The 25,166-nt window shown below is 42.1% G+C and carries 27 protein-coding genes and 1 riboswitch; of the genes, 5 read left to right on the forward strand and 22 right to left on the reverse strand.

Annotated features, from left to right (window positions below; translation table 11 throughout):
* Positions 1–2: 2 nt before the first annotated feature.
* Complete coding sequence (locus ACP69X_RS03580) at positions 3–1,184, reverse strand: class I SAM-dependent rRNA methyltransferase (protein ID WP_041087663.1); 1,182 nt, start codon at positions 1,182–1,184, stop codon at positions 3–5.
* 118 nt (positions 1,185–1,302) lie between these two features.
* Here ACP69X_RS03580 and ACP69X_RS03585 point away from each other — a divergent pair, with 118 nt between their 5' ends.
* A complete protein-coding gene (locus tag ACP69X_RS03585) occupies positions 1,303–1,686 on the forward strand; it encodes a VOC family protein (RefSeq protein WP_024423854.1) in 384 nt (127 codons plus the stop codon).
* Between the two features lie 72 nt (positions 1,687–1,758).
* Here ACP69X_RS03585 and ACP69X_RS03590 read toward each other — a convergent pair whose 3' ends face one another.
* From ACP69X_RS03590 to ACP69X_RS03600, 3 genes are all read right to left on the reverse strand, one after another.
* Entirely contained in the window at positions 1,759–2,487 is a 729-nt protein-coding gene (locus ACP69X_RS03590) for an amino acid ABC transporter ATP-binding protein (RefSeq protein WP_041087662.1), read from the reverse strand.
* Positions 2,484–3,128 (reverse strand): amino acid ABC transporter permease, encoded by a 645-nt coding sequence (locus ACP69X_RS03595; protein WP_024423856.1) that lies wholly within the window; start codon positions 3,126–3,128, stop codon positions 2,484–2,486. The genes ACP69X_RS03590 and ACP69X_RS03595 overlap by 4 nt, the downstream gene beginning before the upstream one ends.
* Positions 3,129–3,198: 70 nt before the next feature.
* A complete protein-coding gene (locus ACP69X_RS03600) occupies positions 3,199–3,963 on the reverse strand; it encodes a transporter substrate-binding domain-containing protein (protein ID WP_024423857.1) in 765 nt (254 codons plus the stop codon).
* 518 nt (positions 3,964–4,481) lie between these two features.
* Here ACP69X_RS03600 and ACP69X_RS03605 point away from each other — a divergent pair.
* Together ACP69X_RS03605 and ACP69X_RS03610 are read left to right on the forward strand one after the other, a co-directional pair.
* Positions 4,482–5,567, forward strand: a complete 1,086-nt coding sequence (locus ACP69X_RS03605) for a Rap family tetratricopeptide repeat protein (protein WP_041087661.1) — start codon at positions 4,482–4,484, stop codon at positions 5,565–5,567.
* A gap of 19 nt (positions 5,568–5,586) precedes the next feature.
* Entirely contained in the window at positions 5,587–5,727 is a 141-nt protein-coding gene (locus ACP69X_RS03610; protein WP_175297111.1) for a hypothetical protein, read from the forward strand.
* 44 nt (positions 5,728–5,771) lie between these two features.
* Here the strand turns inward: ACP69X_RS03610 and ACP69X_RS03615 are convergent, their stop codons facing one another.
* From ACP69X_RS03615 to ACP69X_RS03635, 5 genes are all read right to left on the reverse strand, one after another.
* Entirely contained in the window at positions 5,772–6,404 is a 633-nt protein-coding gene (locus tag ACP69X_RS03615) for a GTP pyrophosphokinase (protein WP_039182427.1), read from the reverse strand.
* A 92-nt stretch (positions 6,405–6,496) separates the two neighbouring features.
* Positions 6,497–7,510: an ABC transporter permease gene (locus ACP69X_RS03620; RefSeq protein WP_426052424.1), complete on the reverse strand. Its 1,014-nt coding sequence runs from the start codon at positions 7,508–7,510 to the stop codon at positions 6,497–6,499.
* Complete coding sequence (locus tag ACP69X_RS03625; RefSeq protein ID WP_426052425.1) at positions 7,507–9,003, reverse strand: sugar ABC transporter ATP-binding protein; 1,497 nt, start codon at positions 9,001–9,003, stop codon at positions 7,507–7,509. Before ACP69X_RS03625 ends, ACP69X_RS03620 begins: the two co-directional genes overlap by 4 nt.
* Positions 9,004–9,072: 69 nt before the next feature.
* The gene (locus ACP69X_RS03630; protein ID WP_041087658.1) at positions 9,073–10,191 is read right to left on the reverse strand and encodes a sugar ABC transporter substrate-binding protein; all 1,119 of its coding nucleotides are present in this window, start codon (positions 10,189–10,191) and stop codon (positions 9,073–9,075) included.
* Positions 10,192–10,362: 171 nt separating this feature from the next.
* Positions 10,363–10,472: riboswitch (SAM riboswitch) on the reverse strand.
* A 97-nt stretch (positions 10,473–10,569) separates the two neighbouring features.
* The gene (locus tag ACP69X_RS03635; protein ID WP_426052426.1) at positions 10,570–11,997 is read right to left on the reverse strand and encodes a DUF1565 domain-containing protein; all 1,428 of its coding nucleotides are present in this window, start codon (positions 11,995–11,997) and stop codon (positions 10,570–10,572) included.
* Between the two features lie 368 nt (positions 11,998–12,365).
* Between ACP69X_RS03635 and ACP69X_RS03640 the strand changes: the two genes are divergently transcribed.
* Positions 12,366–13,457: a branched-chain amino acid aminotransferase gene (locus tag ACP69X_RS03640; protein WP_039182437.1), complete on the forward strand. Its 1,092-nt coding sequence runs from the start codon at positions 12,366–12,368 to the stop codon at positions 13,455–13,457.
* Between the two features lie 95 nt (positions 13,458–13,552).
* Positions 13,553–13,747, forward strand: coding sequence for a hypothetical protein (locus ACP69X_RS03645; RefSeq protein ID WP_039182442.1), 195 nt, complete (start codon positions 13,553–13,555; stop codon positions 13,745–13,747).
* Positions 13,748–13,766: 19 nt separating this feature from the next.
* Here the strand turns inward: ACP69X_RS03645 and ACP69X_RS03650 are convergent, their stop codons facing one another.
* The 13 genes from ACP69X_RS03650 to sigY all read right to left on the reverse strand — a co-directional run bounded on the left by ACP69X_RS03650 (position 13,767) and on the right by sigY (position 25,054).
* Positions 13,767–14,165 carry a hypothetical protein gene (locus ACP69X_RS03650; protein ID WP_047202963.1) on the reverse strand — a complete coding sequence of 133 codons (399 nt, stop codon included), beginning with the start codon at positions 14,163–14,165 and terminating at the stop codon, positions 13,767–13,769.
* Between the two features lie 121 nt (positions 14,166–14,286).
* Positions 14,287–15,615 carry a 6-phospho-beta-glucosidase gene (locus tag ACP69X_RS03655; RefSeq protein WP_426052427.1) on the reverse strand — a complete coding sequence of 443 codons (1,329 nt, stop codon included), beginning with the start codon at positions 15,613–15,615 and terminating at the stop codon, positions 14,287–14,289.
* On the reverse strand, positions 15,612–15,938 hold the full coding sequence (locus ACP69X_RS03660) for a PTS lactose/cellobiose transporter subunit IIA (protein ID WP_039182451.1): 327 nt from the start codon (positions 15,936–15,938) through the stop codon (positions 15,612–15,614). The genes ACP69X_RS03655 and ACP69X_RS03660 overlap by 4 nt, the downstream gene beginning before the upstream one ends.
* Before the next feature lie 26 nt (positions 15,939–15,964).
* Positions 15,965–17,314, reverse strand: a complete 1,350-nt coding sequence (celB, locus tag ACP69X_RS03665; RefSeq protein WP_041087651.1) for a PTS cellobiose transporter subunit IIC — start codon at positions 17,312–17,314, stop codon at positions 15,965–15,967.
* Between the two features lie 14 nt (positions 17,315–17,328).
* Positions 17,329–17,634 (reverse strand): PTS sugar transporter subunit IIB, encoded by a 306-nt coding sequence (locus tag ACP69X_RS03670; RefSeq protein ID WP_003214824.1) that lies wholly within the window; start codon positions 17,632–17,634, stop codon positions 17,329–17,331.
* A 122-nt stretch (positions 17,635–17,756) separates the two neighbouring features.
* A complete protein-coding gene (locus tag ACP69X_RS03675; protein WP_426052428.1) occupies positions 17,757–19,700 on the reverse strand; it encodes a BglG family transcription antiterminator in 1,944 nt (647 codons plus the stop codon).
* A 237-nt stretch (positions 19,701–19,937) separates the two neighbouring features.
* Positions 19,938–20,552 carry a class F sortase gene (locus ACP69X_RS03680; protein ID WP_247543933.1) on the reverse strand — a complete coding sequence of 205 codons (615 nt, stop codon included), beginning with the start codon at positions 20,550–20,552 and terminating at the stop codon, positions 19,938–19,940.
* A 59-nt stretch (positions 20,553–20,611) separates the two neighbouring features.
* Positions 20,612–22,003, reverse strand: a complete 1,392-nt coding sequence (locus ACP69X_RS03685; protein ID WP_426052429.1) for a copper amine oxidase — start codon at positions 22,001–22,003, stop codon at positions 20,612–20,614.
* 122 nt (positions 22,004–22,125) lie between these two features.
* Entirely contained in the window at positions 22,126–22,239 is a 114-nt protein-coding gene (locus tag ACP69X_RS03690; protein WP_223250414.1) for a hypothetical protein, read from the reverse strand.
* Positions 22,240–22,321: 82 nt separating this feature from the next.
* Complete coding sequence (gene gdhA, locus ACP69X_RS03695) at positions 22,322–23,692, reverse strand: NADP-specific glutamate dehydrogenase (RefSeq protein ID WP_247543937.1); 1,371 nt, start codon at positions 23,690–23,692, stop codon at positions 22,322–22,324.
* 311 nt (positions 23,693–24,003) lie between these two features.
* Positions 24,004–24,216 (reverse strand): transcriptional regulator, encoded by a 213-nt coding sequence (locus ACP69X_RS03700; RefSeq protein WP_106025453.1) that lies wholly within the window; start codon positions 24,214–24,216, stop codon positions 24,004–24,006.
* A complete protein-coding gene (locus ACP69X_RS03705) occupies positions 24,213–24,524 on the reverse strand; it encodes a YxlC family protein (RefSeq protein ID WP_106025452.1) in 312 nt (103 codons plus the stop codon). Before ACP69X_RS03705 ends, ACP69X_RS03700 begins: the two co-directional genes overlap by 4 nt.
* A complete protein-coding gene (gene sigY / locus ACP69X_RS03710; RefSeq protein ID WP_064498827.1) occupies positions 24,521–25,054 on the reverse strand; it encodes an RNA polymerase sigma factor SigY in 534 nt (177 codons plus the stop codon). Before sigY ends, ACP69X_RS03705 begins: the two co-directional genes overlap by 4 nt.
* Positions 25,055–25,166 lie beyond the last annotated feature (112 nt).

A 25,166-nucleotide genomic window follows, 5' to 3' on the forward strand; every position in this document is an offset into this window, starting at 1 on the left:
TCTTATGCTTGTATGAAGACAACCTTTAAATAGTTTCCTTCAGGATAATTCTTCGTTGTACGGAAATCCTCAGGAAGTGTATATTCTTCAAGTATCCGATAGCTTTGCCCTGATTCTTTAAAGGCCTGCGCAATAAACCCTTTAAATTTCTTCATGCCAAATGCACTGCTATTCGTTGATGCCACAATGACGCCGTTCTCAGCTGTGATTTGCATGGCTTCTTTTAATAGCTTCTTATAATCCTTCGCCGCACTGAATGTGTGCTTTTTCGTTCGTGCAAAGGAAGGCGGGTCTAAGATGACGAGATCATATGTCCAGCCTTTTTTAGCTGCAAACGGAAAATATTTAAAGACATCCATGACTTTGATATCCTGCCCGTCCACATCAATATCATTGACTTCAAACTGCTCAGATGTTTTTTTCAAGCTGCGATTTGCAACATCCACACTTGTCGTACGGCTCGCTCCACCAAGCGCAGCTGCTACTGAGAAAGCACCTGTGTAAGAAAACGTATTGAGCACAGTCTTTCCCTTTGCATAACGATCTCGAATCGCTTTTCTCACATGACGCTGATCAAGGAAAATGCCCGTCATCGCACCATCATTTAAGTAAACTGCTACGTTCATGCCGTTTTCTTTCACAATGAGAGGAAATTCACCTTTCTCTCCCTTCACAAAATCATCATCTTCTATATACTGTCCAGACGTATCAAATCGTTTCTTCTCATAAATACCTTTATAGTCTGGATAGACGTGCTCGAGTGCAGCCAATACTTCTGCCTTTAATGTATAGACTCCTTCGCTATACCATTGGATGAGGTAGAATCCGTCATAATGATCAATCGTGACACCGCCAATACCATCCCCTTCTCCGTTGAACACACGAAAAGCAGTCGTCTGTGCATCACGAAATAAATGCGTTCTGCTTTTCGCTGCCTGCTCAAGCCTAGAGACAAAAAAAGCTTGATCTATTTTTTCGTTATCATCAAAGGTTAGAACCCAGCCTATTCCTTTATTTTGTACACCATAATACCCTTTTCCTAAAAAAGCGCCTCGCTCATCCACCCATTCAATGAGCTCGCCTTCCCGTACACCGTTCACATGCGATACCGCATCTTTGGAAATGAGCGGATATCCCTTTTTCACTTGTTCCGCAAATGTTTGTTTTAATGAGATTTTTTTCATTTGTGTCATCCTTATCCTAAATTGACTCTCTCTATCCTACCATATGAATGTATACGTTACTTCTATTATGATAAGATGAGGAGAAAAATATCAACATGACATAGAGGAGGCACTTCTTTTGACGACATTACGCTTAGATCATACAGGTATTATGGTTTCGAATATTGATCAATCGATTGATTTTTATGAAAAAGTGGTGGGGATGAAATTAAAGGACCGCATCACTCATACAAATGGAGTGATTGAGCTTGCATTTCTCGGTTTTAAAGATGAAACCGAAACGGAAATTGAGCTCATCCAAGGCTACAGCAGTGACCTGCCATCTGAAGGGAAGGTCCATCATCTCGCCTTCACAACAGACAATATTCACGCTGAATTCAATCGTATTCAAAAGCTGCAAATTGAATTAATCGATGAAGAAATCACGACATTACCAAATGGATATTGCTACTTCTTTTTCAGAGGACCAGACCAAGAATGGATCGAATTCTTCCAGCGCTAATATTTCCTAGGAAATCTATCTCCCATTTATTCATAAAAAAGAGTAAGAGCATATACAATGCCCTTACTCTTTTTATAACACTTTACTAAGAAATGATTTTGTACGCTCATGCTGCGGGTTTCCAAAGAGGGCTTCCGGTTTGTCTTCCTCGACAATATATCCGCCATCCATAAAGATGACACGGTCTCCTACCTCTCTTGCAAAGCCCATTTCATGTGTCACCACAATCATGGTCATGCCTTCGACAGCTAATTGTTTCATTACAGCTAATACATCCCCCACAACTTCAGGATCAAGAGCTGATGTCGGCTCATCGAATAATAGTACTTTCGGATCCATTGCCAATGCTCTTGCAATGGCGACACGCTGTTTTTGTCCACCGGATAATTGGTTAGGGTAGCTTTGGGCTTTGTCTTTTAAGCCGACTTTTTCAAGCAAGTCTAACGCTTTTTCGGCCGCTGCCTTCTTTTCAATGCCTTTTACCTTTATCGGTGCGATCGTAATGTTTTCTAAAACGGTTTTATGAGGGAATAAATTAAAGTGCTGAAACACCATGCCTACTTCTTGTCGTACTTTATTGATATTCACCTTTGGGTCCGTAATCGTGTGTCCGTGGACAATGACTTCTCCAGCAGTGATATCTTCTAATTTATTGAGGCATCTTAGAAACGTGCTTTTCCCTGATCCAGAAGGACCAATGACACACACTACTTCCTTTTCCTCGATGACTGCATTAATATCCTTTAAGACTTCGTGATCGCCAAAGGATTTCTTTAAGTTTTTCACCGTAATCATACTCATTTGATATCAAATCTCCTTTCTGCGTAGCTAGCCAGTAGAGAAAGTAAATAAATGATCACGAAATAAATGACACCGACAATGAGCCAGACATTCAATGGATCAAATGTAGCCGATGCTTGAACTTGTCCTCGCTGCATAATATCGGCAATCCCGATAATAGATAAGAGAGATGTATCCTTCAAGCTGATGATGGCCTGGTTTGTAATCGCTGGGAGCATGCGGCGGAATGCCTGCGGAAGGACGATAAAGCGCATGTTTTGTCCCCCTGTAAAGCCTAATGAGCGCGCAGCTTCTGTTTGCCCTTTATCAATGGACTGAATCCCTGCACGAATAATTTCTGAGAAATAAGCGCCTGCATTAATCGCTACTGTAATAATACCTGCGGGCACTCGATCAAGCGAAATGAATTCAAGTGTATTCAAACCAAAATAAATGAAGAATAGCTGTACGATAAATGGTGTGCCTCGAATGGCATTCACAAAGACGAGTGCGATGAAATTTAAAATTTTAAATGGTGACAGACGGAATAATGCCACAATTAACCCGATGATAAAACCTAAAATGATGGCAACAACAAAGATATATAAAGTGGTTTGCAAACCATCCATTAAATATGGAAATGCATTAATAATTGTATCCATGTTTCTCCCTCCCTAATTCACATACGGCTGACACATAAAGAAAGCGCGCTCGGAGCGCGCCTCGCTTGTGTTATGACTTCAAATATTTATCAATAATTTTGTCATATTCACCGTTTTTCTTTAGGTTCTCCAGACCTTTATTGATTTTCTTCAATAGGTCTTGATTTTTCCCCTTCATGACAGAGATACCATACTGGTCTCCATTCAAGCGGTCTCCAACTGTTTTCAATTTTAAATCTTGTTGTGCGATCGCATACGTAATGACAGGATAATCCTCAATTAAGGCATCTGCATTTCCGTTTGATACTTCCTGGAACATAGATGGGCTGTCATTAAATTGAACGACTTCATACCCATATTTATCTGCGTTATCAGATGCGAACTTTGCACCAGTCGTCCCGTTTTTAACAGCTAGCTTTTTCCCCTTTAAATCATTAATTGATTTGATACTGCTGTCCTTTTTCACAACAACTGTCAGCCCAGCGTCGAAGTAAGGATCTGAGAAATCTACTTTCTTCTTACGCTCATCTGTAATACTCATCCCGCCCATTCCAACATCAAGCTGTCCTGCCTGCATTGCTGGAATGATACCTGAGAAGTCCATAGCTTCCAGCTTCACTTTGAAGCCTTGATCTTTCGCGATTGCATTAATTAAATCAACGTCTATGCCTTCATATTTACCGCCCTTTTCAAATTCAAATGGCGGATACGTTGTATCTATCCCAATTTTATATGTGCCTTTGCCTTCTCCCGAACCACTGTCCGACTTTGATCCACAGGCTGCCATGACAAGCACAACAATTAGTCCCATGATCAATAACATCGATTTCTTCATAAAACACGACCCCCATTGTCAGTTTTGTCTAAATATTCGCAATAACAATAATACTATAACACGCTAAAGCTATAGTGTGTGATATTTTTTATCAATACCAAAGATCCATACAATTCTAGATCAATAGTCTCTTTAAATTTTACTTTTTTGCGAATAACTCATTTTATTCTAAAAGAAGAGTCATTCACAATTATAATGTAAGATAATCTTACAAAAAATGAGGCAGCACCTTGATAAATGATGTTTCTTTCTAGTATACGAAAGCAAACTCAACAACCGGCTTCCTCTCTTTATTGATATTGTAGTATATTTTTTTCAAAACCCTCTTTTTACCTAAAAATATGTAAGCGTATACAAAATGTCACTGTCTCCCTATTTCTTTCACTACTGGTTGAATTTACATCAAAAAACATGTTTTACAAACTGCATGAGAGAGCTTAAAATATAAGAAGATACTGGAATATGGAAAGTTGATTCAAAAGAACGGATTTTGATAGATGAAGAAAGGAGGATATGAATTGGCAGAAGCAGGTGTTTTGTCGTCCGTTGATGTAGCAAATATGCTCAATGATTGGTATGTCATGATGAAAAAAAGAGAGATACAAGGTGCCATCCAGTTAAAAGAAGACATTCTTCAAGCGTTTGATCGAATGGAAGAAAATCAAGACGTCTTACTTTACTATCAACTGCTAGAGTACCGTTTTAAAGATCTAATAGAAGATACAGCTTCGTTAGATCATAGTCTTTTTGTTGATGAAAATGCCATCCGTACGGATGATATGCTCAGCTATTATTTCTATTTCTTTAAAGGGATGTATGAAATGCGCAGAGGCAATCAGGATACAGCATTTCACCATTTAAAATTGGCCGAGGATAAATTAGATCTCGTGCACGATGACATTGAAAAAGCCGAATTTCATTATAAAACAGGGTGTCTTTACTATAATATTAGGTCCACGCTTCTCTCTATCCACCACTTAAAGATGGCTTCATCTATTTACGACGCAGATCCATGTTATGTGAAAAAATCAATCAGCTGTCAAATGATGCTTGCTTTGAATTATGCGGATCAGTCGAAATATGATGAGGCAGAATCGTTGTTCGAAGAAGTAATTCATTCACTAGAACAGATAGAAGATCCAGATTTACTTGGACACGCCTATTGCAATGCAGCCTTTATTAAAAGTCTAAGAAATGAATACAGTGAAGCTGTGCCACTCCTAGAAAAGGCTTTAATGATAGAAACATTCGAAACCTCTTCTCCAGGCGGCTATTTACTTGCCATGTACGCCTACACAAAAGCACTATTTAAGCTGAAAAAGCCAGGTTTGTTCCACTATTATGTACAGCTTTCACTTCAAAAAGCAGAAAATTTAAAACAACGAAACATTTCACTTAAATTATCCATTTTAGAAACACTTATGATTCAGCCAGACAACATGATTGAGCAAATCAAGTCTTATTGTGATCAATTAGAATCGATGAATTTCCTTGTTGACCTTGAAGCTATTTGTCAGGATGCAGCTGCTTACTTAATGGATCTTGGACTTCATGAAGAATCCTCTTATTTTAGAAACAAGGCGTTGTCCTTAAAAACTTGTTAAGAAAATGGAGTGATGTATGATGAAGAAATGGCTTATCACAAGTGCGATTTTAACCCTCTTGATAACAGGTGTTTCTGTTGGTACTTCCATTCAAAAAGACAGCCAAACTGCACAATCTCAAGATATCATTCAACAAAGAGACCGTGGAACCAATCCTTAATATGAAAAAAGCAGCTGTTTTGATCACAGCTGCTTTTTTATGTGTTAATCAATTTCTCGTTTGATATTTTGCATTTTTTCATCTAAGTAATGGGCAATATCTGCGGCTTCCTTCAGTTCATCAGTCAGTTGATGAGGAACATCGTTTTGCAGTTTATAATAGATTTTATGCTCTAGACTCGCCCAAAAATCCATCGCTATGGTCCGCACCTGAATCTCAACCTTTACATACTCCACTCGATTCGTTAAGTAAACAGGTATCTCAACAATTAAGTGAAGACTTCTGTAGCCATTTGGTTTCGGATGTTGAATGTAGTCCTTCACTTCAAGAATCTTTAAATCCTCTCTTTGCCTCAAAACATCCATAATATTATAGATATCTTGAATAAAAGAACAGATGATGCGGACACCTGCGATATCATGGATATGCTCCTTGGCACATTGTGTCGTGATATCGCATCCTTTTCTTGCTAGTTTATTCACTATGCTTTCAAAGGATTTGATCCGTGATTTTGTATGCTCTATAGGGTTATGTCCATGGATTAAATTATACTCCTGGCTGATAATCGAAAACTTTGTATCCATTTCATCTAATGCAAATTTATATACTAATAGTTCATTTTTCCAGTCTTCCATGACATTTTTCAAATCTTCAACATGAGTTGCTGACATATTCATTTTCTTTGTCATCTCCTTTTGGGAAACGGCAGCTGCACCGCTTTCCGTTTACTAGACGGAGAGAGGACTCGAATGGTTTTAAAAAAAAGCAGTTAGCCTCGTTGTTTGTAATATGTCAGCGCCAGTGCAAGAGCCAGCACAGAACCTTTCACAATATCCATTGCATAATAAGGAACAGACATCATCACAAGCCCATTTTGTAAGATCCCGATGAGTACAGCCCCGATAAAAGTACCAAATGCGTTTGGCTTACCTGCTCCCATGACCGAAAAGCCGATAAAAGCAGCCGCTACTCCATCCATTAAATATGGTGCACCAGCATTAATTTCTGCTGTCATCACCCTTGATGCCAGCACGATACCTCCGATCGCTGCAAATAACGCAGAAAGCAGATAGGCCGCAATTTTGTATTTGTTCACATGAATGCCAGACAATCGAGCCGCTTCCTTATTCCCACCGATGATGTACATGAATCTGCCATGCTTTGTGTAGGTCATGAAAACATGCGCAAATAGAACAATGGCAGCCATAATGAGAATGATATATGGCACCTGTCCGATTTTGCTAAAAAAGGCAGGGATCGTTCCCGTTGAAAACGTGCCATCGGGCAGCACCATATTTTCAGAAATGGTCGCCCCTTTCGTATACGTTTGAGCCAGCCCTTGAATGATAAACATCATGGCTAATGTCATGAGCATATCTGGAATTTTCATTTTGACGATCATCCATGCATTTAACAATCCAACAATGAGAGAAGCCGCTAGTGCAGAAAGGATTGCAATCAGTGGGTTTTGCGAGAACCATACGAACATCGAAATGACAATAGCATTTGACAGCGTAGCGACTGATCCAACTGATAAATCAAAACCGTTTACTGCCAATGAGATGGTTAAGCCCACCGCAATGATGGTCACAATTGAGATAGACCGTAAAATATTGATGATATTTCCCGATTGCAAAAACGCTGGATTCGCTGCCGCAAATACCACAATTAACACGACAATGGTTAAAATCGTCCCATATCGATAAAAGAAATCAAACAGATGAAAGGATGGCCGCTGTTTTTTGATTTGCTGCACAGGGGCTGGAATTTGCTGTTCGCTCATGATTGTCCTCCTGTTGAATGATATAAAAGCTCCTCTTCAGTCGTCGGTGCAGTCATTTCCCGGGCAATGCTGCCATCATATAACACGTATACTCGGTCAGCGATACCTGCAATCTCTGACAGCTCACTCGACGCATAAATGACAGATTTTCCGCGGGCGGCAAGCTCTGCGATCAAAGTGAAAATATCTTTTTTCGCTCCAACGTCTACACCTTTAGTTGGTTCATCAAAGAGATACACATCTGCCTCAGCCAGCAGCCATTTTCCGATGGCAACCTTTTGCTGATTTCCACCAGATAGGTGCTTCACCTTTGCTTCAAGAGACGGCGTTTTGACACCAAGCCGTTTGACGATGTCGCCTGCTTCCTGCTTTTCCTTCGAACGATGTAAGAAGCTGAATATCCGTGAAAATGATTGAAGACTTGCAGCCGTTAAGTTCCACCCCACGCTCTCTTCGGTCAGAACCCCTTCTTTTCTCCGCTCTTCAGGCACAAGGGCTATTCCAGCTTTCACAGCTTGATGAGGCGATGTGATGTGAATGGTTTGACCATGCAGCTGCACGATCCCCGTCTTTTTTTCTGTGGCACCGAAAAGGGCTTTGCACAATTCTGTTTTTCCAGCACCGACAAGTCCTGCGATCCCGAGAATTTCTCCTTTTTTGACATAAAAGTGAATGTTGTTTAATTTGTGTTGATCGTTTAGCTCTTTCACTTCCAGCACAATAGGTGCATCTTTCAGTGGCCTGCGAGACGGGAATTGCTCCTCTAATGGCGCACCTAGCATTTCTTCAATGACTTGCTGCGGATTTGTGTCTTTGACAAGGTGGGCTGCAACATCCGTTCCATTTCGCATCACTGTCAGTTCATCACAGATGGTGAAAATTTCGGGCATGCGATGGGAGATAAACACGATCCCTGTCCCATACTGTTTCAGCCGATCAATCATGGAGAATAATTTGCTTGTTTCTGCATGACTAAGCGGAGCTGTTGGTTCATCTAAGATTAAAATGCTGCATTGAATGGAAACGGCCTTAGCAATGAGCACCATCTGTTTTTCAGCAAGGGTCAGATCGCTGACAAGTCGTTTTGTGGAGATGTCGATGTCCATTTCTTTTAATAGCTGAGCCGCCTTGCGATGCAGCTCTTTCCAGCTGACAAATGTTTTTTTCTCAATCTCATGCATCATCATATTCTCGCCAACACTTAAGTAGGGAACAAGAGCCGTATCCACTTCTTGATGGACCGTCTGCACACCATATGAGGATGCATCCTTTGGGGTTTGAATGGTTGCCGCCTGGCCATTGATGTGGATGGTTCCGTCGAAGTGGGAATGAGCGCCAGAAAGAACCTTCATTAACGTGGACTTCCCAGCACCATTTGCTCCAATTAGTGCATGGACCGTCCCTTTTTTTAATGTGAAATTCACTTGATCTAAAGCTTTGACCCCTGGGAATTCAATTGAAATATTTTTCATACGAACAAGCGGCGCTGTCATAGGTGTCCTCCTTCTCTTGATATCATCTGAAAAACGAAACACCCTCTATGGAAAGAGAGTGCACGTCGCTTATTTTGTATAATGCTTCTTCAAGGTCTTCATCCAATCTTCCTCAAAAGCAGTCGATGAACCGAATCCCTTCACTTCGTCTGCAAGATTGACCATGTTAATGGCTTTTCCTGCTTGTTGAAGCTGCTTTTGCGAGATGAGAGAGGCCTCAAGGTCATAGGAAGATGGTGTTTTCTCACCAGCTATTTTCTTCGCAAGAATCCTCACGTCGACTGCGCCGATGAGCTTCGGATCAACCGCTGCTGTGTACTTCCATGGACTGTCCTTCGCTGTCATTTCTTGAAGATCAGCATTTGACACATCAATCCCATAAATCTTCACTTCTGTTCTTCCTGCTTCCTTTAACGCTCTTGCTGCCCCAATGGCAAAGGCATCCCATGTGGCAAAAATAGCGTCCAGTTTGCCCTTTGGATACTTATTCAGCATGGCTGCTACTGCATTTTGCGTTTGAACAGACGTATCAGAAGAGGCTACACCAAAGCGGTCAAGCTCCTTGATCCCTGAATGTTGTTTAAGCGTTTCTTGATAGACCTTGTTTCGTCTCACCATTGGCGGGAATCCATCTACCCACAGGTACGCAATATTTGCTTTTCCTTTAAAATCAGACACGAGCGCGTCTAATGATTTTTTCGCTAATTGTTCGTCATCTTGAGACGTCACTGTGACTCCTTTGATGTCCTTTAGCTTAGGATTTGAATCAAATGCTACAACTGGAATGCCTTTCGCTGTGATCTTTTTCACATCAGCGACTGTCGCCTCGTCGTCCCCGTGAGAGATGATAAAGCCATCATAATTTTCCTCCAGCGCCTGAGAGATGGCATCATGGAATTTTGCTGTATCACCATTTGCGGTGTAGACATCTACCGTAAAGCCGAGTGCTTCACCTTCTGCCTTCGTTCCAGCTAAAAATTGAGCTGTATGATCGTCTCCTCCAATTTTGCGGATCACTTTAATTTTAGCCCCCTGTCCCTTTGCAAATCGCTTCGGTACATTGTCAAAAGAGACTTTTTCGTTTGCATTTGCCTTTGAGCCTGCACTTGATCCAGTGCCGCAGCCAGATAATAGGACGGTTAATGCCGTTAATAAGACAAGAAATGATGTAAAATGCTTACGCTTCATTGCTGTTCCTCCTCAAGTTGTTTTAAATTTTTCACATCGGAAAACTAGGTAAAAAAGTGGAAATACGCCTGTCAAACAGGCATTTGATTCGAAAAAGAGACGAAAAAAAGCCTCTCTTGGAAAGAGAGGCTTGATCACCGTTGCATGAAACATGTATCGGGAAGTCTTCCTCTCTTATCTGTCAAAGCTGTAACAGCTTTGCAGGAATTAGCACCAATTTCTACAATAGAAACGGTTGCTGGGCGTCATAGGGCCAGTCCCTCTGCCTCTCTTGATAAGAGATCCGTTATGAAATTTGTTTTCGTTGAAATGTCTTCTTTACTTTAATGTGATGTCACATCAATGTCAATGACTTTTTTGAAAATTTCTAAAATATCATCAGCTTCCGATAATTTTCTTAGCAGGTGATGATTTCTTCAGACGGAAATCATATTTTTTCTCATTCACAAATTGTGGGTTGAGATGGGCTGATCCTTTATCTTGACCGCTTTTAGAGAGATAGGTTTTGTAGCCTTCCATCCATTTCCCGCGCCAAATCCACTGTGATGCTTTCGCACCTTTGCGATCATCATAAACGTTCTTCTGGAAGGTATTCTTTTGGTTCACTTGATAAAGATTCACGACTAAGTAATGCGAGGCGCTAGCCGTCATGATATTATTCGTGATTCGATTGTTCACTGCTTGATACTGCATTAGCAATTGGCCGCCTTCTAAGCCGGCTGTGTCATTTTTGTACAAAATATTATGTGAAATCGTCGTATTGGTTGTACCGCCACGCTTCGTATCATAGCCGCCAATAGATATGCCTGTATAACGGTTTAAATATACTTGATTGTGTTCGATGCGGATGCGATCTGCCATTTTTCCTTTATGTTCGCTTGTGACTTCAATCCCCAGGTCATTGTGATGTGAGATGTTATGATCGATCACAATGTCTTTTCCGCCATCAACATAAATTCCGCCAGCGGAGATGTCGCTTCCATAGGCTGGGTTCCCTGCACTCGTAATCTCATATACCTTGTTTCTAGAGACGACTCCATTTCTAACTTGATCATACTTTTTAGAGGGTGCTACGTTCTCGAAACCAATTAAATCAATGCCAATATTATCAGTGTGCCGGACCGTGTTATGTGTCACACGGAACTTTTTGACGTTTCCATTTAGCACAAGCGCTTCACTGAAGCCCAGTTTTAATTTTTCAACGGTATTTCCTTTGATTTCAATGTCTTCTATTGCTGCAGGAGCTTTTGTCCCATAGACAGCAATTCCATGTGCATTTCCATTTTCATGTTTCGTCTGAATGTCATACACTCGGTTATTGAGCAGTTTTACGCCTTTACCGCTTCCTTTAATGAAAATACCAACTGGTGTTAAATCTTCTTTATTCGTCTTAAGATGTCCTACAGTGAGGCCTTTGAGGGTGATGTAGCTCTTTTGATCGACCGTGACAAGACCGCCATCGGCTTGATTTCCTTTAAGGGATGCCCCACTAATCACAGGTTTTTCTTTTCCGTAAGCTTGAAAGACAACGGGTGCTTTCTTTGTTCCGGAATAACGGACAATCAATTTCTCTTTGTATGTACCGCCTCTCATGTAAATGGTTGTCCCAGCCTTCGCCATACTTGCTGCTTTTTTCAGCGTGCGGAAAGGTTTTTGCTTTGTTCCCGGGTTTTTGTCGTTTCCGTTTACCGCTACGTAATAAGCTGTGCTTTGCTTAGCACCAGCTTCCTCTGTCATCGCCTGACAGCCAAAGCTGATCATGGACATGAATACAATGAGTAAAATGCTTGGTATCACTCGTTTCATCTTGTTGTTTGCTCCTTTCCCTTCTCTTCTTCCTTTATCGGTTAAAAAAAAGAGGATTAAAATATGACAATGTCCCTTGCAATGTACTAGTCAAAAGGTGTATGGTTGAAAGAATATCTTACAGGAAAACCATTCGTTTTTAAATTGTCAGATTAATCAGTTAATAATGTATTTGGATTTTATTTCTTTTTTAAAAAGGGGGGATATGAGCCAAACTGACAGCAGAGAGAAGGAAAGCGCTTTAACAGATTTTTCTTGTCTGAATTCCAGAAAACCTATTGCTAATATTTTGTGAAGGTATAGAATAGAATCATAATTATTTCATATTATTAGAATTTTCAAATAATCAAACAGCAAGGAGATTTACAATGCCAAAACAACCCATCCGCGTTGAACTTAGTTCAACAAAAAAACCAAAACCTCAATCTGATCAACTTGAATTCGGAAAAATCTTCACAGATCACATGTTTGTGATGGATTATTCAATTGATAAAGGCTGGTATGATCCAAGAATCATTCCTTATCAGGCTATTCCAATGGACCCAGCTTCGATGGTCTACCATTATGGTCAATCTGTTTTTGAAGGCTTAAAGGCTTATGTTTCTGAGGATCAAAAAATTCTCTTATTCCGTCCGGAAAAGAACATGGAACGCTTAAACAGATCCAATGACCGCCTGTGTATTCCGCAAATTGATTCAGAAACAGTATTAGAGGGCTTAAATGAACTCATTCGCATTGATAAGGATTGGGTACCTGATGCAGAGGGCACTTCCTTGTATATTCGTCCATTCATTATTTCCACTGAGCCGTATTTAGGCGTTGCACCGTCTAGCACGTATAAGCTGATCATTATCTTATCTCCAGTGGGATCATACTATAAAGAAGGCATTCATCCGGTCAAAATTGCTGTTGAAAATGAGTTTGTCCGTGCCGTTAAGGGTGGAACAGGAAATGCCAAAACAGCTGGAAACTATGCATCAAGCCTTAAAGCACAGCAAGTGGCTGAAACGAAAGGATTTTCACAAGTTCTTTGGCTTGATGGAGTCGAGAAAAAATACATTGAAGAAGTCGGCAGCATGAATATCTTCTTTAAAATCAACGGAGAAATCGTGACGCCTGAATTGAACGGCAGCATTTTAGAAGGCATCACACGTAACTCTGTACTTGAGCTGTTAAAGCATTGGGGAATTCCAGTCACAGAGCGCAAAATTTCAATTGATGAGTTAATTGAAGCACATCAATCTGGCGAGCTTGAAGAAATCTTTGGGACTGGAACGGCAGCCGTGATCTCTCCTGTCGGGGAATTAATTTATCATGATCAGCCATATGTGATCCAAAATGGTCAAACAGGCGAAGTATCCAAGAAATTGTATGAAGCCATTACTGGCATCCAAAAAGGAACACAGCCAGACATCTTCGGCTGGACAGTTGAAGTTGACTCGGTCGTCAAGCAAGCATAATCATGTAAAAGAACCTTTCATTCACGAAGGGTTCTTTTTTGTTTATTAACCTCTCCAATATACCTTATAATGGTAATAAATTAAGGAGGGATGGTATGTTTTTTACTTATCTATTAGCGTTCATTGGGATCTGTATCGGATCGATGATTGTCGCTACTGGCTTCGACGATTCACCGTTCCTCACCCGATTTCTATTTAAGGCGCTTGGGATTTCTATCCTTGCTCTTTCCATCTCTTTTGTAAAGGTTAGACGAAAGAAGTTACAGAAACAAAAGGCGAAAAAGACTTAGTTGACTCGTCTGCTTACCATCAAATCGTGCACCAAAACAAGACCGATACCGCAACAATTGCCCCGACGTATATCCACTGTTTCCCCTTGATGCTCCGCTTTCTTTCGATCAGTAAAAAAATCTCTGGCAAAAAGATGATCATGATTTCTAGGATAAAGACAAGATAGTAAACAAGCGGCATCGGCTGGAAATCAAACTTTCTTGCATCTCCTCCAATCGTTGCGAAATACATCAATAGGTTGGTCACTGGAATGGTGAAACAAACAAGCAGACGGAGAACATAGATCCACACATAGCCCTTATGCCGAATGAGACCAACAAATGAAGCAATAAGGCCATACAAAAACAAGATCACTGTGCCATAACTCATGATAGGCTGTACGACAAACCCGTAAAGCATTAAACCAATTGCAACCATATTCCAACAGTCCTTTCTTTGAAGCCATACATGCTGTTTTTTCTATCATACACTTCTTTCTCCAGTTCCATATGAAGAAATCATAAAAAATGACCCCATAAAAGGGGTCATTCAATATGTGTTAAGCATTGACTGATTTGAAGAATTGCGGTAAATATTCACGATGCGCTTCAAGCATTTCATCTAAAATTTGCTTTGCAATCTCGTCAGATGGGACGAGCGGGTTGATTGTCATCGCAACAAGAGCCGTCTCGTAATTTCCAGTTACAGCCGCTTCAGCTGCCACACGCTCGAATGATTTGATTTGTTGAACGAGCCCTCTGACAGCTACAGGCAGATCACCTGTCGCGATTGGCTTTGGTCCGTCCTTCGTAATGATACAGTTTACTTCAACAGCTGATTCAGCCGGAATGCTGGCAATCGCCCCTCTGTTCACTGTATTGACTGGTTGAATGTCGTGCTTATCATTATAGATGGAGCTGATTAAGTTACAAGCCGCATCGCTGTAATAGGCTCCGCCTCTTTTTTCGAGCTGCGGTGGTTTAATCGACAAATCAGGATCTTTATAAAGCTCAAATAGTTCCCGCTCGACCTGCTGTACAACCTCCGCTCGAGTTCCTTTTTCTTGAGCCGCCTTTTGTTCTTCTTCCAGCATATCTTTCGTTTTATAGTAATAGCGGTGATACGGACATGGGATGACCCCTAATCCTTTCACAAAAGAAGGCTCCCAGTTTTTCGCTTCAATGTTTTTCATGGACCACTGGCTGTTCGGATTTCCTAGTTCATCAAGCACTTGATCCATAATGCTGACCCCGTCTAAATATACGTCTAATCCATAGACCATGTGATTGAGACCGGCAAACTGCACCTCAATGCGTTCTACATCTACTTCAAGCGCCTTAGCGATTCCCATTTTGATCCCAATCGGCACATTGCATAGACCGACGACTTTTTTTAGATTCGTGTAGCGTAAAACAGCTTCTGTAACCATGCCGGCTGGATTCGTAAAGTTCACAAGCCATGCGTCTGGGCAAAGCTCTTCCATATCCTTTACAATGTCTAAAATGACTGGGATGGTCCGAAGGCCTTTAAATAAACCGCCTGGTCCGTTCGTTTCCTGACCGATGACGCCGTATTTAAGCGGTATTCTCTCATCCTTTGCCCGTGCTTCCAGTAGTCCTACACGAAATTGTGTCGTCACAAAATCTGCGTCCTTCAAGGCTTCCCGGCGGTCAAGAGTCAGGTGTACCTCAATCGGCAGACCTGCTTTTTCGACCATACGTTTCGCCAGAGCGCCCACGATGTTTAACTTTTCCTGACCCGCTTCAATATCCACAAGCCATAATTCCTTTACAGGCAATTCATGATATCGTTTAATAAACCCTTCGATGAGCTCAGGCGTATAGCTCGATCCACCGCCTATTGTGACAATTTTGATTCCTTCTTTCATGAATTGACACCTCCGAGTTGCTTCATTTTTTCATGGAGCTCAATGATTTCTGCTGCGAGCTCCTTAACGGTCATTGCGTTCATGAGATGATCCTGCGCATGAATCATGAGGAGGCTAATATCCGTCTTTTCGCCCCTGATTTCTCCTTGGATCAGCTCTGTCTGTGCGTGATGCGCCTCATTTAACGCGTCTTGTGCTTCCTGCATTTTTTGCTTCGCCTCATCAAAATTACCTTGCTTTGCACACGTAATGGCTTCCATCGCTGAGCTTCTGCCATTTCCGCCGTGCAGGATGAGTTGAAACACAATTTGTTCCATTTCCATCGGCCGCATCCCCCTTGTTCCCTCTATTACATGCTGACAACATTTTCATCAGCTGATGCTTTTGTTTCTAGTTCACTTTCTTCTTTCAATTTCTGCTTATCCCACATTCTAAAGAATGGGTAGTATAGAGCAAATGACAACGCAAGGTTAATCAGCTGCATGACAGCACCAGAGATTTTGCCTCCTGTGGCGAGATAGCCTGAAATGATTGGCGGCATGGTCCATGGAACAGCAATCCCTGCAGGTTTTGCCACAAGCCCTGTGCTCATTCCGATATATGTGGTGATGATCATCATGATTGGCGTAAGGATAAATGGAATGAGAAGCATTGGGTTCATCACAATCGGCATTCCAAAAATGATCGGCTCGTTGATGTTAAAGATGGCTGGCCCAATGGCAAGGCGGCCAAGCTGTTTCATTTGTTTACTTCTGGCACGTAAGATCATGGTCAGCACCAAAGCAAGCGTTGCACCGCTTCCGCCGACGTTGATGAAGATTTCAAAGAACTGCGCTGTGAAAATATTCGGCAGCACTTCTCCTGCTTGGAATGCAAGACGGTTCTCATCCATTGCACCGAGCCAAATTGGCCCCATGACGCCCCCGACAATGGTTGCTCCGTGAATACCACATGCCCATAGGAGCATTTGCACACCCATCGCAACGATACTGCCGCCTAAGCTGCCACCAAGAATGGAAAGCGGTGTGCCAATTAAGACGGTGATGATATTATGAATACTCTCAAAAGGTGTCATCTCAATCACAAGTCTAGCGACCCAGATCAGTGTGATGACCACAAAACCTGGAATAAGTGCAATAAACGATTTACTGACTGCTGGCGGTACACCATCAGGCATTTTGATGACGATATTCCGCTGTACAATAAAGCGGTAAATTTCGGTTGAAAGCATGGCAATAATCATGGCAACGAATAAGCCTTTACTGCCCATCAGTGTGACAGGAATGCCCCCGCCTACTAGGATAGCTTCTGTTGAGCCTTCAGGTGTGAAAGGTACTTGATATGGAGTAGCCAACAGGAAAGCCGCAACAGCGATCGCACCAGATGATAGTGCATCAACGGCATACTTTTCAGCCAGCCTGTAAGCAATCCCGAAGGTTGCAACAAGTGCCATAATGTCAAAGGTTGCATTAACAGGATAGGATAGTTTCGTGGCCCATTCTGCTCCGAAGATACTTGCCATAAAATCGCTGTATCCTGGGATCGGAAGGTTGGCTAAAATGAGAAACAGTGAACCGACAATAATGAGAGGCATCGTTAAAACAATTCCGTCACGCAATGCTTGTAAATGTCTTTGAGCGGCAATCTTCCCTGCAAACGGCATGACCTTCTCTTCTAGAAATCGGTTGAATCCATTCATCCCCTCCGCCCCCTTTATCCGTTCACTAGCTGTTCAGCAGATTTTAAAACCTCGGCGCCATTACATACGCCATAATGCACGGTATTAATTACGTCTACTGGTATTCCTTTTTCTTCTCCGAGCTTTTTCATTTGCGGTAATAAATATCGAACCTGAGGTCCTAATAAAAGCACATCGGCTTGATCAATATGATTTTTCGCAGAATCTCCAGATACTGCCCAAATACGATAATCTTTTCCTTGTTCTTGTGCGCTTTTCTCCATTTTTGTGACAAGTAAGCTTGTAGACATACCTGCTGCGCAAACCAATAAGATGTTCATGTGTAAACGCCCCCTTTTCAAAGTGTGAAGCTATTCTTTACACATTCATCATATTATGAAACCGCTTTCATAAACACCCATACTTTTTCCTTTAGGAAGCGGAAAAAGTTAATATCACACAGTTAGTTCTTGTACGAAGGAGCCTTTTTATACATGATATCAAGCATGTCTTCAAATGTATCACAGGCGATCAGGTGCTGAATGAATTTCACATTATGCACAAGCTCCCCCAGCAGGCGGTACATGCCTTTTAAATCTTTGGCATTCTCTTTTTCGACACAAAGCAGGCAGACAAATTGAACCTTTTTCTCTCCCCAAATGATTGGTTTTTCTAATGTACATATCGCCCAAAACGTCTCATCTGTCAGCGGCGTCATCGGGTGCGGAATCGCCGTATAATGTCCAAAAGAGGTAGGGGCAGCCTCTTCTCTTTCCATGACAGATGGTGTGAGCTCAGCTGGCGCTAATCCCATATCGATGACTTTTTGCGTTAAAAAGGTGATGACCTCTTCCTTTGTGTGAAAGGCGCGTTTTGTAAAAACCAATTCCTTTTTCATATATTGCGAGGCCAATGTCACCCTTGTTTCACTCGTCAGGGCTTCTTCAATTTTTAAAAAATCGCCGCCTCCCAAAATGGTGTTCACTTGAATGACTGGAACCGGTAATTCCATATGAATTGGAATGGTTGTAATAATCAAATCCAGTGCATGTAAAGAGACATGCGGAAGCGAATATAGCTCTGCTGTTCCTAAAATGGTCAGCTTTGACCCAAATTGAGACCGCAAACGATCCTGCAGCAGCCTCGCACTTCCTGCACCAGACGCACAGACAATGAGACATCGCTTCGGCGGGATCTCCATTTTCCTCCGCTCTAAAGCCGCACCAAAATGAAGCGCCATATATCCGATTTCATTCTCATGAATACTCAGCCCCTCCTCTTCTTCAAGGACCCTGCTGGCGATAATCCCCGCTTCAAAGGCAAGTGGATACCCCGCTTTTATTTCATCAAGCATCGGATTTCTTAAGTTCATTCCATATTTACATCGGTTGATGGCAGGCTTTAAGTGCAGACTCAATCCAATCATTAGTTCCGTATCGCCGGCTAAATCAAGCTGCAATTTTTGATCAATGGCCTTCAGCATGAGCTGTACAAGCCGACTCGTGTCATCATCGACAATTTGTTTTTGACCGCTCGAGGAAAAGGACTGTACCATTTTGGCTGTTCCTAGTAAATGAATGGTGATATAGACGATTTCCTCTTGTGGAAATGAGACATCCAGCAGCCCTTCAAGACGCTCCACCATTTTTTTAGCGACCCTGTATTCCTTTGCCCGCGGAATTTCGCTGATTTCCTCTGGAAGAACAGATACATAGTTTCCGTGTCTAATTCGTTTGCAGGCAATAGCAACATGAACGATTAAATTATTCATGCAAATGTCTGATAGATTCATGCCTTCCTCATTGATATAATCTATCATTGTTTTCTGAAGCAATTCGAGTTCATGCTTTGGCAAAATGGTGACCGCTGTGTTCAGCATCGTTTGATAAGAACGACGTTCATTGAATAAATATTCTGACATGCAATAACGAATTTTCATCTCTGATCCCTTGATCCGGCACCCTTTGCTCGGCTTCGCTTCCAGCTTCAGATCAAAGGGCTCCAGCTTACGTTTGACCGATTTCACATCGTTGCTCATCGTCGATTTACTAATAAACAGCTGCTCCTGTAAATCCTCCAGCTTCACATAGGATTCTGCCAAAAGAAGCCTTTTTAAAATAAACCGAACTCGCTCCTCTGGCAGCACAGCAAGCGGCTCTTCCTGCTCAACCTCCTCCTTCATAAAACGGCGAAAGGCATTCTCATCGTTGATCAACAGCTCATAGCCAGCTCCTCTTACAGCTGTTACAGCCGCTTGATAAGGGGCAAGACGGTCGTTCAGTTCCTTTATGTCTGTACGAATGGTGCGGCTTGTCACTTGTAAACTGGCAGATAGTGCAGCGCTTGTGAGCGGGGTCTCAGCTGCCATGAGCTGACTTAAGATGTGCGCCAGTCTTTTACTCAGCATCAGATCGGCCTCCTTATGTAGGGGTGGAGAATCTGCCTTGTCTGGACAGGTTGTATACGCTTGCAGTTCTCTTCATTACTCATATTCTACTGAAAAGAAATAAAAATTGCCAACTCATTTATATGACAAATGCCCCTATTTATACAACTAACCATATCTAATGTCCTATGAATCTTTTTGAAAGATACTTGCGAAAACCACGAAAAAAAGGCGTACACCATCGTGTATCCGCCTTCTTTATGAAGAGATCATCTGGGTAAAGACAACCAATCTTTTTTCATGCGTGCCTGCTGCATGATCAAATGTCCCTGTACAAGTGATTAAATTGAGATTCCGTGTAAAGGCGTATCCAAAAAACGCATTAGGCTTCTCTTCACGCGGATAGCTTCTAACTTTTATGACTTCAAAGCTTCGCTTTTTCCCCGATGAGGACGTGACGATCACCTTGTCTCCCTTTTTTAACTCCTTTAATCGATAAAATACCGATGGCCCCCATTTATTATCTACATGGCCATTCATGACGGCATTCCCTTTATCCCCCGGTTTTGGACCATCTTCAAACCAAGCCGTGTTGTCTGTATCCTGAGGGACACCCATACTGCCATCCTTTAATAAAGCTGTTTTCTCCACTTTTGCTTTGACATCAATAGCGGGAATGGCGATTTCAGCTGGTACTATACCAGATGGCTCGTCTTTTAATGTATCGTGTGAGTGGTTCTGTTTCTCAGCTTGATGTGTGGTCATTTCCTTAGAAGCTGATATGTTTTTTGAGGATGACGATTCATCCATTGACTGTAATGAACAGCCTGTGATGATGAGAAATGAAAGAATGCTGAGCAGCCAATTCTTCATCTAAGCCGGCCTCCTTTTGAAGAAAGGAACGGCACGATTGTGCACGTTCCCGTCTGTCTTTATGAGTTAGAATTTGATGCCTTACGGCGATTAAGGAAGAATGCACCTGCCACGCCGCCTGCGAGGATCAAACTTGCGATCATTCCCACAAATGCTTCATAGGACATGCCTAAAGGACCGGCTGTGCCCCCCATACCTGTTTTCGGCATTTCATTAGGCATGTTCGATTTGAACAGCTCAGGATGCTGATCAACAATCGCTGCTGCGACATCCTGACCAACCATGAACATATGACCATAAGCCTCTCTCACTGTCGGGTAAAGCTGATCATATTCACCATTATGATAAGACGTATATGTTTTGATCAGCTCATCAATATGTGTTTTCAAACCAGCTTCTAAATCAGCTGCCTTCAAACGTCCATCTGTCGCTTGATCTAGGAATTTCGCTTGCTTCATTCGATACGCATCTAAATCTTTGACAGCCTTTTCTTTTGCTTGATGATCCCCTGATGCATCCGCTTTGACATAATCAACTAAGTAACCGATATGGCTTGACCAAATGTCTTTGAATTGTTTGCCTGCATCCTTACCATAAACAGATGCAATTGCATCAGATAAATCATTTGTGTTTTCATTTAAAGCCGCTGCTGCTTGCTCAAAGTCCTTGCTGCCATCATTTCCTTTTTGCATGGCAACTACTGCGAGTGCCAAATGCTCTGAGAACAAGTAGTTTAAATCTTCACGAAGATCCGCTGCTGGTGTATCCACTGACTTTTGATCAAATTTCCCAGGAAATTGATCTGTGATGGCCCATGACACGCCTTTTCCTACCTCAAACATATGATGAATGGATTTTCTCACCGTTTCATAGGTCGTATCAAAATCCTTTTCATTATAGCTATCAAACGCTTTTAACAGTTCGTTCACATGCATCTTCAAGCCTTCTTCAAGCTCACTTGCTTTCAGTCTGCCGTCTGTTGCTTGATCGAGCATATCGGCTTGTTTCATTCGATATTGGTCAAGCTGCTTGATCGCTTTCTTTTTACCTGCATCATCTTTTTTCGCTGTGGCTTGTACATAGTCAACAAAATAGCCGATATGACTTGACCAAATGTCTTTGAATTGTTTGCCTGCTTTTTTACCATACACAGAGGCTATTGCATCTGATAAGTCATTCGTGTTGTCATTTAAAGCCGCCGCTGCTTGATCGAAGTCTTTACTGCCGTCAATTCCTTTTTGCATCGTGATCACCGCTAAATAGGCATGCTCTGAAAACAGCTGATCTAGTGCTGCTCGAAGATCTGTTGCTTTATTTGAAACCTCTTGTGACGAAGACGTCTTCTTCGCCTCCCCATGCATATGTCCTTCGTGTGCACTTGCGCTATGAGCCGCTGGGAATAGTAACGCTGCGCTCAGTGGAATGGTTAACATTGCTTTCTTCATGTTCATCTTTTATTTCCTCCTCTTTCCGTTTGTTATGTACTTAACGGAGAGAGGGATGAAATGGATCATTCGATTCTATTATTTTTTTACAACACAGGATCTGTATGTTTGCATAAAAAAAAGCCGGATTATCCGGCTGATACGTTACGACGTTTAGATGCTTTTCGCTCTTTATATATTTTCCTCACCACTGGATAAATCACAGGTGCCCATTTCACAATTTGTTTCAGCCATTTTTTCATTTCTCCCGCGCCTCCTTATTGTCATTCTTAAAGGACGATTCCCCATCTTGTCATGAAATAAACAGGTGCGGGAGAGCAGGAGTTAAATCACGCCTTGTGCGATCATGGCATCTGCCACCTTACGAAATCCTGCAATATTTGCTCCAACCATGATGTTCCCTGAGTGTCCATATTCGTCCGCTGTCTCTGTACACTGACGATAAATAGACTGCATCATTTGTTTCAGCTGATCATCTACTTCTTCAAATGTCCAAGACATTCTTGCACTGTTTTGCGCCATTTCCAGTGCTGAGACACCTACTCCGCCAGCATTCGCCGCTTTTGCCGGCGCAAACAAAATACGATTCTCTTCAAATACTTTGACCGCCTTAAGAGTGGACGGCATATTGGCTCCTTCTCCAACAGCGATGACACCATTTGCCACAAGCTGCTGTGCATGCGCCTCTGATATTTCATTTTGTGTTGCACATGGCAGCACAATATCACAAGGAACGGACCAAATTTGTTCGCAATCTTCAATTAATTCAGCATGCGGGTGAATGTCAATGTATGCCCCAATCCGCTGATTCTCGACTTCCTTCAGCTGCTTAATGGTCTCAAGTGATATCCCTTGAGGATCATATATTGCTCCGCTTGAATCACTGCAAGCCACAACCTTACCGCCTAATTCCATTACCTTTTCCATTGCATAAATAGACACATTTCCTGAGCCCGACACAACAACTGAACGCCCTTCAAATTGGAGCCCATGTGCTTTCAGCATTTCCTCCATGAAGTACACCAGTCCGTAGCCTGTCGCCTCTTTTCTCGCTAAGCTGCCTCCGAATCCAGGGCTTTTCCCCGTGAGTACACCCGCTTCATAAGCACCGCGCATTTTCTTATACTGTCCGAACATATAGCCAATTTCGCGTGCTCCTACACCAATATCACCTGCTGGCACATCTTGATCAGGTCCGATATATCGGCCGAGTTCACTCATAAAGCTTTGAACGAAACGCATGATTTCTCCATCAGATTTTCCTTTAGGGTCAAAATCCGATCCACCTTTCCCTCCACCGATCGGCATACCAGTCAGTGCGTTTTTAAAGATTTGTTCAAACCCTAAAAACTTGATAATGCTTGCATTGACGGTTGGATGGAAACGAATGCCTCCTTTATAAGGACCGATGGCACTATTGAATTGAACCCTAAACCCTCGATTGACTTGTACTTTGCCCTCATCGTCTACCCATGGCACTCGAAATACCACAAGCCGCTCAGGCTCAATGAGCCGTTCTAAAATGCCCTGTTTTTCATACTCTGGATGCTTCGCAAAAACTGGGACGAGTGATTCCAGAATTTCTTTTACCGCTTGCTGGAATTCCTCCTCGCCGGGATTTCGTTTTTCCACCTCTTCTAACACACGGTGGATGTAGCTTTGTGCTGTTTGTGCTGCTCGATCTAAGGTCAACATGTCGCATCTGCCTCCTTGTAGATATCTCCACACTTTTAATTGTTAGATTTTCTAACGCATATTGAGATTAATTTAACACCAATTGTAAAATCTGATCAATATTGATAACAGATGAAAATGATGCCGAATTGAGATAGATCAAGCAGCCGCAGCAATTGACTTTAAAAATAAGCGCTCAAGGAATGACTAATGTGCTAGAAACGAACAAGCGGATGTTTCTCGTCCCGTTTTCTTTGACAAATACATGAATCATGATGAATTTCTAGCTTGTTTTCCAACGAAAAAAGGGTCAAAAGTTTGATCGGATGCACTCAATCTTTTCGGAGCTTCCCGCCTCTTTTTCGATCAGGTAGCACGACACAAAGCCAATATAGAATAGAAGACGATGGAAAGTTAATGAGACCGACAATACCCCAGAACCACTTGTAACGCCCTCTTTTCTTTGCATCAATAAATAAAAGAAAGCCCTGTGCAAACAATAACGGCAAGACGCACAATAAGATGATCATTTCCGTCTGACTCATAAGGAAGACCCTCCTTTGATATGTTGATATTCCTTGTAGCCAACAATAAAGCAGATGGGTACGCTCACTATTTGGAGAAGAATGAAGATGATAGGCAAATGGGTAATGGCAGCTGCAAAGAGGGCCAGAATGGTCAAACTGATCAAAACGTATGCCAGCACTTCTTGTTTAAAACGCCTTTTCTCTTGTTCCTTCGCCTGTTTCAACATCATCATGACAGCCTGCTCACTTGGCTGTTCCACTTCAATTTGTTCATCTAGCTGCTGCAGCTCTTCTTTTAAACGTTCGGTCAAACGATCTTCCTTCATACATCCCACTCCTTTCGAATTTTCTTTAATCCATGATGAACCCTCGATTTCACAGTGCCTTCTCTCATTCCGAGCATTGAAGCCATTTCTGGGTAGGTAAAGCCATAATAATAGTGCAGAATAATGGGTGCTCGCTCCTGAGCCTTTAATTCATTTAAAGCATCCCACATGTCATGCCATGTGTTCCCCTTTTGCTGAACGTCCCATTTGAAACGGCGTATGGCCTCCTGATTGGCTTTTCCTTCTCTCAATTGTTCACGTTTTCTTTTCTTCTGGTGATCTAAAAATTGCCTAGATGCAATCGAAATGAGCCAGGTTGAAAATAAGGCATCTCCTCTAAATGAAGAAAGTTTCATATACGCTTTCAGCATCGTTTCTTGCATGATTTCCTCTGCCAGCTCTTGTTGAAGGGTCAGCTTCAACATATATCGGTAAAGAAAGGAATAATGATGCCGATAAAGAGCCGTAAACGCGGCATCATCGCCCTGTTTTGCCCGCTGAATCAATAATGTCTCTTCTGTCTGCTCCAAACACGTCCCTCCTTCCTTTTCTTCTCTTACTCATGAGACGACACGAATGACAATACCGTTTAAAATAGACCTTATTTTTTAGCATAACTTCTATGAAACCCATTTTATATGC

It is taken from the genome of Bacillus sp. DC4300-2b2, from assembly GCF_049895685.1.
GTDB classification, from domain to species: Bacteria; Bacillota; Bacilli; order Bacillales; family Bacillaceae; genus Bacillus; species Bacillus safensis.

What these genes read in the sequence shown, in the direction of transcription:
- ACP69X_RS03580 (WP_041087663.1), bottom strand. Translation starts at nt 1,184, where the DNA reads ATGAAAAAAATCTCATTAAAACAAACATTTGCGGAACAAGTGAAAAAG.
- ACP69X_RS03590 (WP_041087662.1), bottom strand. Translation starts at nt 2,487, where the DNA reads ATGAGTATGATTACGGTGAAAAACTTAAAGAAATCCTTTGGCGATCAC.
- ACP69X_RS03595 (WP_024423856.1), bottom strand. Translation starts at nt 3,128, where the DNA reads ATGGATACAATTATTAATGCATTTCCATATTTAATGGATGGTTTGCAA.
- ACP69X_RS03600 (WP_024423857.1), bottom strand. Translation starts at nt 3,963, where the DNA reads ATGAAGAAATCGATGTTATTGATCATGGGACTAATTGTTGTGCTTGTC.
- ACP69X_RS03610 (WP_175297111.1), top strand. Translation starts at nt 5,587, where the DNA reads ATGAAGAAATGGCTTATCACAAGTGCGATTTTAACCCTCTTGATAACA.
- ACP69X_RS03615 (WP_039182427.1), bottom strand. Translation starts at nt 6,404, where the DNA reads ATGAATATGTCAGCAACTCATGTTGAAGATTTGAAAAATGTCATGGAA.
- ACP69X_RS03620 (WP_426052424.1), bottom strand. Translation starts at nt 7,510, where the DNA reads ATGAGCGAACAGCAAATTCCAGCCCCTGTGCAGCAAATCAAAAAACAG.
- ACP69X_RS03625 (WP_426052425.1), bottom strand. Translation starts at nt 9,003, where the DNA reads ATGACAGCGCCGCTTGTTCGTATGAAAAATATTTCAATTGAATTCCCA.
- ACP69X_RS03630 (WP_041087658.1), bottom strand. Translation starts at nt 10,191, where the DNA reads ATGAAGCGTAAGCATTTTACATCATTTCTTGTCTTATTAACGGCATTA.
- ACP69X_RS03635 (WP_426052426.1), bottom strand. Translation starts at nt 11,997, where the DNA reads ATGAAACGAGTGATACCAAGCATTTTACTCATTGTATTCATGTCCATG.
- ACP69X_RS03640 (WP_039182437.1), top strand. Translation starts at nt 12,366, where the DNA reads ATGCCAAAACAACCCATCCGCGTTGAACTTAGTTCAACAAAAAAACCA.
- ACP69X_RS03645 (WP_039182442.1), top strand. Translation starts at nt 13,553, where the DNA reads ATGTTTTTTACTTATCTATTAGCGTTCATTGGGATCTGTATCGGATCG.
- ACP69X_RS03650 (WP_047202963.1), bottom strand. Translation starts at nt 14,165, where the DNA reads ATGGTTGCAATTGGTTTAATGCTTTACGGGTTTGTCGTACAGCCTATC.
- ACP69X_RS03655 (WP_426052427.1), bottom strand. Translation starts at nt 15,615, where the DNA reads ATGAAAGAAGGAATCAAAATTGTCACAATAGGCGGTGGATCGAGCTAT.
- ACP69X_RS03660 (WP_039182451.1), bottom strand. Translation starts at nt 15,938, where the DNA reads ATGGAAATGGAACAAATTGTGTTTCAACTCATCCTGCACGGCGGAAAT.
- celB (WP_041087651.1), bottom strand. Translation starts at nt 17,314, where the DNA reads ATGAATGGATTCAACCGATTTCTAGAAGAGAAGGTCATGCCGTTTGCA.
- ACP69X_RS03670 (WP_003214824.1), bottom strand. Translation starts at nt 17,634, where the DNA reads ATGAACATCTTATTGGTTTGCGCAGCAGGTATGTCTACAAGCTTACTT.
- ACP69X_RS03675 (WP_426052428.1), bottom strand. Translation starts at nt 19,700, where the DNA reads ATGCTGAGTAAAAGACTGGCGCACATCTTAAGTCAGCTCATGGCAGCT.
- ACP69X_RS03680 (WP_247543933.1), bottom strand. Translation starts at nt 20,552, where the DNA reads ATGAAGAATTGGCTGCTCAGCATTCTTTCATTTCTCATCATCACAGGC.
- ACP69X_RS03685 (WP_426052429.1), bottom strand. Translation starts at nt 22,003, where the DNA reads ATGAACATGAAGAAAGCAATGTTAACCATTCCACTGAGCGCAGCGTTA.
- ACP69X_RS03690 (WP_223250414.1), bottom strand. Translation starts at nt 22,239, where the DNA reads ATGAAAAAATGGCTGAAACAAATTGTGAAATGGGCACCTGTGATTTAT.
- gdhA (WP_247543937.1), bottom strand. Translation starts at nt 23,692, where the DNA reads ATGTTGACCTTAGATCGAGCAGCACAAACAGCACAAAGCTACATCCAC.
- ACP69X_RS03700 (WP_106025453.1), bottom strand. Translation starts at nt 24,216, where the DNA reads ATGAGTCAGACGGAAATGATCATCTTATTGTGCGTCTTGCCGTTATTG.
- ACP69X_RS03705 (WP_106025452.1), bottom strand. Translation starts at nt 24,524, where the DNA reads ATGAAGGAAGATCGTTTGACCGAACGTTTAAAAGAAGAGCTGCAGCAG.